The organism is Kitasatospora sp. NPDC057198 (genome assembly GCF_042670125.1).
GTDB lineage: Bacteria > Actinomycetota > Actinomycetes > Streptomycetales > Streptomycetaceae > Kitasatospora.
The window spans coordinates 1-6213 of sequence record NZ_JBHUWH010000450.1 but is presented as its reverse complement, the minus strand read 5'-3'; the positions used below and the strand labels follow the sequence as shown (position 1 = coordinate 6213).

Here is a 6213-nt window from a genome sequence, read left to right as displayed (position 1 = left end):
CCCGGCGAAGGCGATCAGCACCACCCGGCGCAGTTGGCGGCGCGGGTCGCGCAGCCGGGTGGTCAGCGAGGCGGCCGCCTCCCAGCCGACGAAGGCGAACATCAGCGGCGGCGCGGCCCGCGCGACGCCCGCCCAGCCGTGCGGCAGGAACGGCGTCCAGTGCGCGGTCCGGGCGGCCGGGGCCGACCCCAGCACCGCCAGCAGCACCAGGCCCACCAGCCCGGACACCAGTACCAGTTGGAGCCCCGCCCCGGTCCGCACGCCCAGCAGCCGCACCCCCAGCACCAGCGCCAGCAGCACCAGCCCGGCCCGGACGGCCGTGCCGCCGTCCGCGCCGACGGCCGCCGCCGCGTAGCTCCCGCCGATCAGGCAGACCACCGGCGCGCCCGCCACCACGCCGGCCAGGAAGCACCATCCGGCGGCCCGGCCGGCCCGCGCGCCCAGGCCCGCGGCCGTGTACCCGGCGACCCCGCCGGAGGAGCCCAGCCGGGTGCCGAGCGCGCAGAACACCGTGGCGATCAGGCCGGACAGCCCGAGCAGCGCCAGCCAGGCCAGCAGCGAGGCCGGGCCCGCCGCGCGCGCCGCCAGCCCCGGGAGCAGCAGCAGGCTGGGACCGAGCAGCGCACCGACGTACAGCGCGGACGCCCCGGCGGTGGAGAGCGTGCCGGGGGAGGGGCGGCCGCCGGAGCGACGGCCGCGGGAAGGGCGGACGGAGGGGCGGGGACGGGGTGCTGACGCGGTGTCGGTCATGCCTCGATCCTGTCCCGGACCGCGCGGCACCCGCTGGCGAAAACCGCTCCGCGGCGGGCCCCCGGCGGTGGATCCTGCCGCGGGAGGGCACTTCGGCGGCAGAAGATGCCGAGCGGCCGGAGAGGCGTTCGGGCTGGGCCGGGCCGAGTGAACCGGGTGGTGGATCCTGCCGGGGGTTCGCGGGTCGGCGTGGCCGATCGTGCCGCGCGGAGGAGATCCAGCGGCACGCCGTGCCGGGAGAACGGGGAAACGGGAACGATTCCGCCAGCGCCACCGCTAGGGTGCCCGGCATGTCATCGAGCCCGCAGCAGTACGACCGCATCGACCGCGCCATCCTGGCCCACCTCCAGCGCCACGGCCGCACCCCCAACGTCGACCTCGCCGAGGCCGTCATGCTCTCGCCCTCCTCCGCGCTGCGCCGCACCAAGGCGCTGGAGGCGGACGGGGTGATCGCCGGATACCGGGCCGAACTCGACCGGGACCGGGTCGGGTTGGGGCTGATGGTGTTCGTCGCGCTGCGGGTCGAGCAGCACTCGCGGGAGACCTCCCGGCACATCGAGGAGTCGCTGTGCGCGATCCCCGCCGTGGTCGCCTGCCACGTGGTCTCCGGCGAGGCGGACTTCCTGGTGGAGATCGCCGTACCGGACCTGGCCAGCTACGAGCAGGTGCTGCTGGACGAGATCCTCGCCGTCGGCCCCGTCCGCGACGCCCGCTCCACCTTCGCGATCCGCACCGTCCGCTCCCGCGGCCCGCTGCCGCTCGACCACTGGCCGCCCCGGCACGGCAGGTGACCGAGGGGCGGACGGCGACGAGCACGCGGCGCACCCCGCGCCGCAGGTCCGGAACCTGCTGGACGCCCGCCGGCGACCTGTGCGCTTCCCCGGCGCCGTTCGAGGAGGGCGTGCTGTCCGTCTTCCGGCCCTGACCGGCCCTTCGCCCCCTCCCCGGTCAGGCCCCGGCGTACGGGGTGGCCCGGTTACCCCTCGGTACGCAAGACTGGGCCCCGAGCGCGGCACCCGCCGCCCCGCCAACCCGCCCGCCCCGCACCGGAGGTGCCCCCCGTGGCCGCCGAACCCCTGATCGCCGCCGTCGGCGGACTGAGCCCGCAGGTGGACCCCGGGGCGTTCGTCGCCCCCGGCGCGGTGGTGGTCGGCGCCGTCACCGTCGCCGCCGGCGCGAGCGTCTGGTACGGCGCGGTACTGCGCGGCGACGCCGAGCGGATCACCGTCGGCGCGCTGACCAACATCCAGGACATATCACGTGTCCGGCGTTTCTTCCCAGCTCAGGGGCTTGATCGACCATCCAGGGTCAGCAAACGGTCAGCAAACCGACCTGGAGGTCAGCGGTGGCGTCGATCAACCTCGTCCGCGGCATGGGCAGCTTCTTCAAGACCTGCGACGATCCGGAGAGCCGGTGGTCCAGGTGTCCGCACGACTACAAGATCAGGTACCGCAACGCGGCCGGACGCCAGACCGAGGAGTCCGGGTTCACCACCCAGGACAAGGCGAAGGCCCGGCTCGCCGAGGTCTACCAGGAACGCAAGTACAACCCGCACCACCAGCGCAAGGCCGAGCGGATCCAGAAGTACGGCCCGATGCAGTTCCGCGAGTGCGCGGCGCAGTGGCGTGAATCCCAGCGTCGCGGCCTCGCTCCCGCCTCGCTGCAGCGCCTCGACTCGCTGCTGGAGCACCACCTGCTGCCGGCCTTCGGCAGCCGCCGGATGGGCACCTTCGACCACAAGGTCGTCGACGCCTTCATTCTCACCATGGAGCGCAACGGCGTCGGCCTGGCCACCCAGTCCAACGTCTTCGACAAGCTGCGCGCCATTCTGCTGGACGCCCACGCCTCGGTCTGTACGACCTGAATCCCGTCCAAGGTGTCATCCCGCCCCAGTACGACCCCAAGCGGGCCGTCATTCCGTCCCCGGAGCAGTTGGCCGGACTCCGGCTCGCTGGTGACGACGCCTTCCGGGTCATCGCCGACCTGATGAGCGGCAGCGGCCTGCGCAACGGCGAAGCGCTGGCGGTCAACACCAACAACATCGTCGCCGACGACGTCTACCGGATCACCGAACAGGTCAGCCAGGCCACCGGCCAGTACGCGCCACTCAAGCACCGCAAGGCGGGCGAGTACCGCGACACCCCGCTGCCGGCCCGGGTGAAGCAGACCATCGAGTGGTACGCCGACACCTACGGCACCGTTGACGGCTACCTGTTGCGCCACCCGCGCGACCTGTCCAAGCCCATGCTCGCCCACCACCTGCAGAACCAGTGGAAGCGGCTCAAGCCCGATGGGACGTTCGAGATCCCCGAGGGGATGGTGCTGTACGGCTTCCGGCACTTCTTCGCCTCGAACTGCCTCGCCCACAACATCCCGATCACCGACGTCGCCGAGTGGATGGGCCACCGGAGCATCGACGTGACCTTCAAGACCTACCGCCACCTGATGCCCGGCTCGATCAGCCGCGCCGCCCAGGTCCTCAACCTCGACCTGGCGGCCTGAGCGGCAGGGGTGCTGCCTGCCTTCCTGGGCAAGGAGCAGGCAGCACCCCAGTCCGTCACTCGGGGACGCGCTGCTGCTTGATCCAGGTGTTCACCTCGGACACCTTGAACTGGAGCTTGGCGTTCCGGCCCCGTCCGAACCTGTAGGGGACCAGGCCCACGTCCGCCGCTTCCCGGTACAACCAGGACAGCGAGACGTTCAGGTACTCGGCCGTCTGCCTGGCATCCATGAACTGCGAAACCATTGCTCGCACCTGCCTTCCTCGACTCCCGAGCGGAGCCGAGCTCGGATGATCGCGCCTCTGCAGGGGTTTGGTTGAACCTCGTGGCAGGTGGTATTCGACTGCTCGGGCTACAGCCAGTACGTCTGCGGCTACTGCCCCGGTCTCTGCTTGACACCTTCGGACGGGAGGAGGGGTTCGGCAGGCGCTTTGGTCTCGTCCACGCCGGCTCCGTCACCCGAGGCGCACCCCGAACGCCTCGTTCGCCTGGGACCACGACCAGGGCGCGGCCCACGGAAGAAGCCCGCGGGCCGGTGGTCGCGACTGGTTCTCCGCTGATTGGGGGATGGTCCGCCGGGACACCGCCGTCGGTTGCTCGGCCGGACCCAGAGGAGAGGGTCGGTTCGGCGGCCTGAGGGCAGGGCTGGTCATCGGCCCCCGGTGCCCAGGCGGGTGTCGCGGACGCGGGCCCAGCGCAGCGAGTCGCGGATGCCCTCGGGGAGGGTGAGGGCGGGCTGCCAGCCCGGCAGGGTGCGGGCGCAGTCGCTGCGGGTGTAGGCGGCGTCGCCGGGCGGGGCGGGGCGGGGGCGGTGGTGGTGGTGTCGAGGGTCTTGGCGGTGTTGGCCCGGTAGTAGCTGACCGGGTCGGCGACGGAGTCCGGGAGGACGATGAGCGCGGGGCAGTGGACGACGGCGCCGATGTCGGGGTGCTCGGCGAAGATCCGGTCGACGAGCGGGTCGTCGGCGATGTCACCGTGGTAGAACGTTCGGCCGTCGATGAACTCGCGGCGGCCGGTGACCAGGCTGTCGAGCAGGACGGGGGTGATGCCCTTGTCGAGGCAGGCGGAGGCGATGGTGGAACTGATGTAGCCGGCTTCGCCGGAGACGGGGATCTTCACGGTCGGTGTCCTTAGGCCGAAGGGGGTGGAGAGATGCGGGTGCAGGCTCGGCCGCCCGGTGGGAGGGGTGGCCCGGGGCGAGTCCGGCGGGCCGGACCTCGACCGCGTCGCCGCCGATCCGGGAACTGTGCAGCCGCGGTACCCCGTCCGCGCGGAGCCGGACCGCGGCCCGCACGCTCTGGCGCAGGGCGAAGCCGTCGTTGTAGTCGGTGTGCTCGCCGATCAGGTTGACCCGACCCGGCGCCGCCCACACGCCCGCCCGTGGGCGGCCGGTCGGCGAACAGGCCCCCGTCGGGGAAGCTGCTCGGGGCGGCCGTGGTGTCGCCGTCCATGAGGCGACCTCCCGCAGCCGACGGGCGGCGTCCTCCGGGGCGATGTCGTTGACGAAGGCGGCCATGCCGGATTCGACCCCCGCCAGGTACTTGAGCTCGTCCGGAGCGCGCCGCGGCGTGAACAGCTCCAGGTGCAGGGCGAGTTCGTCCGCCTCCTCGGAGCCGGCCTCGTGCCAGGCGGCGATGTGTGGGGTGGGGAGGCCGGGGAGTCGCCGGACGGAGCGGGGAAGATGCGGTCGAAGCGACGCAGCAACTCCAATTGAAGCGAAGGTAGTTCGGCCTGTTCGGCGTCATCGAGGGCGGTCAGGTCGGGGATCCGCCTGTGCGGGTGGAGGTGGACCTCGTAGGGCCAGCGGGCGGCGAACGGGACGAACGCGGTCCAGTACTCGCCGGCCAGCACCATCCGGGCGCCGTCGGCGCGTTCGGCGACGAGCAGGTCCTCGAAGTAGCCGGCCGCCGGGATCTCGCTGGGCCGTCCCTCCCGGGAGGGGCACAGCGAGCACTGGTCGGCGGGCGGGTGGTAGGTGCGCTGCTGGCGGTGCCCGGCGATGTTCACCCAGTCCCCGGTCACCGGGTCGCGCCGGATCTGGGACCCGGTGACCCGGGGCTCGGGCGGCGCAGGTCGGCCCGGGCGCAGGACGGCGCTTCGTCGGCATCGGAGTAGATCAGCTCGCGGTCGTGCGCGAGAAGGGTGGGGATGGTGCGCATGGTGTCCTCCAGGAGCACGATCGGGCGGAGGATCCACGCCTGGGAACAGCTTCAATCAAGAAATCACAGCAGAGAATAGAAATGAACATGGCAAGGAGTGCTTCACCTATCCGCCTTCGGGCCAGCCCGGTCGTACCGGCCGTCGGGTTCTTTGGGTACCGCGAGAAAACCCGGCCCCCATTGCCCGGCCCACCGGTGCCACGGACCGTGGAGAGCGGGGGGAGACCCACACCACTCGGGAGACCCGGGAGATTCCGATGCTGCCCACCCTCGTGCGCCCGCCCTCGTCGTCCGGCCCCCACCACGCTCCCCGCCTGGTCGCCTGCTGCGTGATGGAAGCCGTCGGCACCGCCGCCCCCGCGCTGCGCGCCTTCGCCCGGGCCGTGGCGGCCCGATGGGACCTCGCCCTCGACGACTACGCCCTGGCCCTGGTGGTCAGCGAACTGGTCGGCAACGCCGTACGGCACAGCGGCAGCCCCGACGTCCGCCTGCTGCTGAGTGCTGACGCCCGCGTGCTCACCGTCACCGTGAGCGACTCCGGCCGGTGGCGGCCGGGGGCGGTCGGGGGAGAGGGGCTCGCCTGCGGCGGGCGCGGCATCCAGCTGGTCAGGGCGCACGCACTGCGCTTCTCGGTCCGGTCGACCTTCGCGGGCACGCAGGTGCGCGCCGACCTGCCCCTGCTGCGGACCGCGTCCGACCCCGCCTCGCAGCCGCCCGCCGCCGGCCCCGCACCGCTGCCGACCGGCCCCGGCGCGGTCGCCCTCGTGCGGCTGCCGCCGAGGAGCACCGTCGCGGCCCTGCCC

General features: G+C 72.8%; 7 protein-coding genes and 3 pseudogenes. 5 read left to right on the top strand and 5 right to left on the bottom strand.

Annotated features, from left to right (window positions below; all coding sequences use genetic code 11):
• A partial coding sequence (locus ACFUEL_RS32795) for an amino acid permease (protein WP_380240729.1) occupies window positions 1-750 on the bottom strand: 750 nt, incomplete at its 3' end.
• A gap of 290 nt (window positions 751-1040) precedes the next feature.
• Here ACFUEL_RS32795 and ACFUEL_RS32790 point away from each other — a divergent pair.
• The 4 genes and pseudogenes from ACFUEL_RS32790 (at window position 1041) to ACFUEL_RS32775 (ending at window position 3252) form a co-directional block, all read left to right on the top strand.
• Entirely contained in the window at window positions 1041-1541 is a 501-nt protein-coding gene (locus ACFUEL_RS32790; RefSeq protein WP_380240727.1) for an Lrp/AsnC family transcriptional regulator, read from the top strand.
• A 270-nt stretch (window positions 1542-1811) separates the two neighbouring features.
• Window positions 1812-2003 (top strand): annotated as a pseudogene (locus ACFUEL_RS32785) (gamma carbonic anhydrase family protein); the annotation flags it as partial.
• 92 nt (window positions 2004-2095) lie between these two features.
• Entirely contained in the window at window positions 2096-2614 is a 519-nt protein-coding gene (locus tag ACFUEL_RS32780; RefSeq protein WP_380240726.1) for a hypothetical protein, read from the top strand.
• A gap of 68 nt (window positions 2615-2682) precedes the next feature.
• Window positions 2683-3252: a tyrosine-type recombinase/integrase gene (locus ACFUEL_RS32775; protein WP_380240724.1), complete on the top strand. Its 570-nt coding sequence runs from the start codon at window positions 2683-2685 to the stop codon at window positions 3250-3252.
• A 55-nt stretch (window positions 3253-3307) separates the two neighbouring features.
• Here the strand turns inward: ACFUEL_RS32775 and ACFUEL_RS32770 are convergent, their stop codons facing one another.
• From ACFUEL_RS32770 to ACFUEL_RS32755, 4 genes and pseudogenes are all read right to left on the bottom strand, one after another.
• A complete protein-coding gene (locus ACFUEL_RS32770) occupies window positions 3308-3481 on the bottom strand; it encodes a helix-turn-helix domain-containing protein (protein ID WP_380240722.1) in 174 nt (57 codons plus the stop codon).
• A gap of 652 nt (window positions 3482-4133) precedes the next feature.
• A pseudogene (locus tag ACFUEL_RS32765) lies at window positions 4134-4298 on the bottom strand (UDP-glucose 4-epimerase GalE); the annotation flags it as partial.
• Window positions 4222-4719 (bottom strand): galactokinase family protein, encoded by a 498-nt coding sequence (locus ACFUEL_RS32760; protein WP_380240731.1) that lies wholly within the window; start codon window positions 4717-4719, stop codon window positions 4222-4224. The gene ACFUEL_RS32760 and the pseudogene ACFUEL_RS32765, both read right to left, overlap by 77 nt.
• A pseudogene (locus tag ACFUEL_RS32755) lies at window positions 4702-5410 on the bottom strand (hypothetical protein); the annotation flags it as partial. The gene ACFUEL_RS32760 and the pseudogene ACFUEL_RS32755, both read right to left, overlap by 18 nt.
• 257 nt (window positions 5411-5667) lie before the next feature.
• Between ACFUEL_RS32755 and ACFUEL_RS32750 the strand changes: the two are divergent.
• A partial coding sequence (locus ACFUEL_RS32750) for an ATP-binding protein (protein WP_380240720.1) occupies window positions 5668-6213 on the top strand: 546 nt, incomplete at its 3' end.

Coding starts and splice junctions, on each gene's coding strand:
- ACFUEL_RS32790 (WP_380240727.1), top strand. CDS start 1,041: ATGTCATCGAGCCCGCAGCAGTACGACCGCATCGACCGCGCCATCCTG.
- ACFUEL_RS32770 (WP_380240722.1), bottom strand. CDS start 3,481: ATGGATGCCAGGCAGACGGCCGAGTACCTGAACGTCTCGCTGTCCTGG.